Source organism: Caballeronia arationis, from assembly GCF_001544975.2.
In the GTDB taxonomy this organism is placed as follows: domain Bacteria; phylum Pseudomonadota; class Gammaproteobacteria; order Burkholderiales; family Burkholderiaceae; genus Caballeronia; species Caballeronia arationis.
Genome location: NZ_FCOG02000354.1, coordinates 1 through 2,444, shown reverse-complemented (window position 1 = coordinate 2,444; position 2,444 = coordinate 1). Strand labels below are relative to the sequence as shown.

The window sequence follows — 2,444 nt, the reverse complement described above, 5'->3', positions numbered from 1 at the left end:
GTCCGCTCCCCTGTCGTGACATGGCGCTGGAAAGTAGAAAGACCGATTGAAGGCGCGGACAATCGCGTCGGATCGAAGGAAGATGCGCCGGCGCGCCTGGTATTCTTATTCGACGGCGACAAAAGCAAGCTGTCGGTGTTCGACCGGGCAAAAATGGATCTGGCAAAGCGCCTTGGTGGCCAAGATCTCCCCTATGCCACGCTGATGTATATCTGGTCGACCAACGCCGCGCCAGGCGCGGTCATTGCCAACCCTCACACGGACCGCGTGGAGATGATCGTGGTTTCCGGTCAGCCCGGCGATGCAGGTCAGTGGCAAAACCTGCGCCGCAATATCGTGCAAGATTACGAGCGAGTCTTTCACGAACCGCCAGGACGAATCACGGGTTACGGCCTGCTGACCGACACAGACAATACCGGTACTTCGACACGTGCCTGGTACGGAGACCTCGAGTTCATAGCAGGGCCCTGATAACGCAGAGCCGCCGAGCTGACTACTCCCGTCGGCGCGATGCGGATGGTCGTCCCGCAGCTCGCCCGCCTGCTGACCGGTGAGTGGCTTCGGGAACGGCAGAATCTGATCCTCGTCGGGCCAACCGGGCTTGGTAAGAGCTGGTTGGGCTGTGCCTTTGCGGTGCAGGCGTGCCGCCATGGCTTCTCCGCCTGCTACCTGCGCGTGCCGAAGCTCAATGAAGAACTGGCGATCGCGCACGGCAGCGGCCGCTATGCACGCTGGCTCGCACAACTCGCCAAGACCGATCTCGTGATCCTCGACGACTTCGCGATGACACCGCTGACCGATTCTGCGCGGCGCGATTTGCTCGAGATCCTCGACGATCGCCACGGCAACCGGTCCACGCTGGCCACCAGTCAGCTTGCGGCGGAGCACTGGCATGACGCGATCGGCGAACCCACCGTCGCTGACGCCATCCTCGACCGGCTCGTGCACAACGCGCATCGGATCACGCTCGCAGGAGAATCGCTGCGCAAATCGCGCAGCCGATTGACTGTAAAGCCGCAGTCCGAGTAAAAAGGCAAGGTCCCGCGTCGCTGCGCTCCGCTTGTTCGCGATGGCGTGGAATCCTTGTTCGCTTTGCCGTGGAATCACGATTCACTTTGCCGTGGAATGACTGTTCTCTTTGCGTGGAATACGCATCGAGCATGTTGGCGATGAGTACGCCGGCCGATTGCGGATCGATGAAATTGGCGAGCGACAGCGACGGCTGGCTCACCGGCGCCCCTCAGAGCGCCTCGCGGCGACGCAATAGTTCGCGGTTGATCTCGCAGATCTCCTCGATGATCTCGCGAACGCGGTGATAGTTCGCCAGGTGCTCGGCGACGTTGGTGTAATCGGCTTGCGGCACGTAGTCCATTTGCGGCCGGCGGCCGGGAAAGCTCACGGATAGGTAGTACTTGGGGCCATGGCCGGGGCCGTCTGCACACTTGCAGCCCGATTTGCCGCAGCGCTTGTAGCGCTCGATGAGAGAGCCGCGCAAGAGTGTCTCTAACGCCGGCATTTGCTTCAGCAATTGCGCGCGGCGTCTGCGCAAAGTGGACGACGGAATATCTTCCATTGGCGGACCACGTTGAAAACTGGTCTGATATTAGGACAAGGAGATGCATTGATCAAGCTCCTTTGTTCGACGACTTCCTGGATGGGGCAAGCTGGTCGATCAACGTGACCAGCTCCAACAACATGCCCAGATCGAAGCAGCACACGGGCGCGATGGCGCCGTCGTGGACAGTCGGTGTGCCCCAGTCGGTCCATTCGCGCGCAATGCTAAAGCTGCCGCGTTCTGTATCGCGCAGAAGCAATGTCTCGGTGCTTGCGACGCGGCGCTCCTTCAGAACGGGAAAGCGTTGGCCCCTGAGGGGATGGAACGGGTGACGAATCTCAGCCAATCCCAAATGCTCGTTGAGCACTTGTGCAGTTCGCGCTGACCGTCCCCACGGTCACGGACCGTGTCGCGCAGACCGTCGTCAAACTTATCATCGAGCCGAACCTCGACACGATCTTCCATCCGGACTCTTATGGGTATCGGCCCGGACGATCAGCGAAGCAGGCCGTCGCAATTACCCGTGAACGCTGCTGGCGATACGACTGGGTAGTGGAGTTTGATATCAAGGCGGCCTTCGATCAAATCGATCATGGGCTGCTGATGAAGGCGGTGCGCGCCCACATCAAGGAAAACTGGATTCTTCTGTACATCGAGCGGTGGCTGATCGCGCCGCCCCGGCGGTCGGTCAAATTCCCCCATGTATGGTCACCTCAAAATCCCCCAGGTAACGATCGCCGGCTGAGCGGTCCCTAGCGGTGCTGCAGGACATTTATTGTTGTCTCCTTCAGAGAAGAAGGAGACAAGGGAGTGAATGTCTTGAAGCAGCATCTACAAAGCGCGATATTCACGCTGCTTGAGCGCGGCGTGAGCCAGCACAGGATCCATG

The 2,444-nt window shown here is 60.0% G+C and carries 4 protein-coding genes and 1 pseudogene; 3 read left to right on the top strand and 2 right to left on the bottom strand.

The window, feature by feature from the left end:
• Both AWB81_RS42070 and AWB81_RS42065 read left to right on the top strand, forming a co-directional pair.
• On the top strand, positions 1 to 471 hold a 471-nt coding region (locus AWB81_RS42070; RefSeq protein ID WP_144444372.1), incomplete at its 5' end, for a DUF3047 domain-containing protein.
• 63 nt (positions 472 to 534) lie between these two features.
• Positions 535 to 1,029: pseudogene (locus AWB81_RS42065) on the top strand (ATP-binding protein); the annotation flags it as partial.
• Between the two features lie 211 nt (positions 1,030 to 1,240).
• Here the strand turns inward: AWB81_RS42065 and AWB81_RS42060 are convergent.
• Both AWB81_RS42060 and AWB81_RS42055 read right to left on the bottom strand, forming a co-directional pair.
• Positions 1,241 to 1,573 (bottom strand): DUF6788 family protein, encoded by a 333-nt coding sequence (locus tag AWB81_RS42060; RefSeq protein WP_062644440.1) that lies wholly within the window; start codon positions 1,571 to 1,573, stop codon positions 1,241 to 1,243.
• 52 nt (positions 1,574 to 1,625) lie between these two features.
• Positions 1,626 to 1,922, bottom strand: a complete 297-nt coding sequence (locus tag AWB81_RS42055; RefSeq protein WP_062644437.1) for a Y4bD/Y4pK family protein — start codon at positions 1,920 to 1,922, stop codon at positions 1,626 to 1,628.
• Between the two features lie 2 nt (positions 1,923 to 1,924).
• Here AWB81_RS42055 and AWB81_RS42050 point away from each other — a divergent pair, with 2 nt between their 5' ends.
• The gene (locus tag AWB81_RS42050) at positions 1,925 to 2,311 is read left to right on the top strand and encodes a reverse transcriptase domain-containing protein (RefSeq protein ID WP_062644435.1); all 387 of its coding nucleotides are present in this window, start codon (positions 1,925 to 1,927) and stop codon (positions 2,309 to 2,311) included.
• Positions 2,312 to 2,444: the final 133 nt, after the last annotated feature.